The organism is Paractinoplanes deccanensis (genome assembly GCF_016862115.1).
Taxonomy (GTDB): domain Bacteria; phylum Actinomycetota; class Actinomycetes; order Mycobacteriales; family Micromonosporaceae; genus Actinoplanes; species Actinoplanes deccanensis.
Map to the genome: position 1 here is coordinate 1 of NZ_BOMI01000039.1, position 548 is coordinate 548.

The window sequence follows — 548 nt, forward strand, 5'->3', positions numbered from 1 at the left end:
GGTCGTATTCGGCCCTGCCTGGACGGCCTTCGCTTCCGCCGTGATCGGCTTCGGCTGCCTTTCGGCGGCAGCCTTGGCCTCCGCAGCGGCGCGGGCGGCCACGTTCTCCGCGGCCCGGCGCCAGGCCGCCGGCGCAGGGCGTCCCGACCCGTTGCCCGGCAGGCGCGCGGCGAAGTTCGGAGTCAGCGCCCCGTCCACCCTGCCCTGAGCCTGGGCGAGCAGCCCAGCCTCCGGCCGTCGACGTCCCATGGCCGACTCCTCTCCCTGCTCGGTGATCGCTTCCTTCGCAGGTACAACGGACTGTCGGGACGTCATGTCATCACTCGGCCGGGCGTCCACCTCCCCGCCCGGCTTCACGGGAGTGCCGGTGCCGGTGTCACCAGTCACGGCGCTGGGGTGAGGTGTTGTGCCGGCCATGTCCCGGGCGTCGGCGCGGTCAGGCGCAGGCGTCGTGCCGGCCACGCCCGGGGCATCGGCGCGGTCAAGCGCAGACGTCGTGCTTCGGGCATCGGCGCGGTCAAGCGCAGACGTCGTGCCGGCCATGTCCC

At 73.7% G+C, this 548-nt stretch carries 1 protein-coding gene; it reads right to left on the reverse strand.

What is annotated here, in order from left to right:
• The coding region (locus Ade02nite_RS12285) for a hypothetical protein (protein ID WP_203761737.1) at nt 1-249 on the reverse strand (249 nt) is incomplete at its 3' end.
• Nucleotides 250-548: the final 299 nt, after the last annotated feature.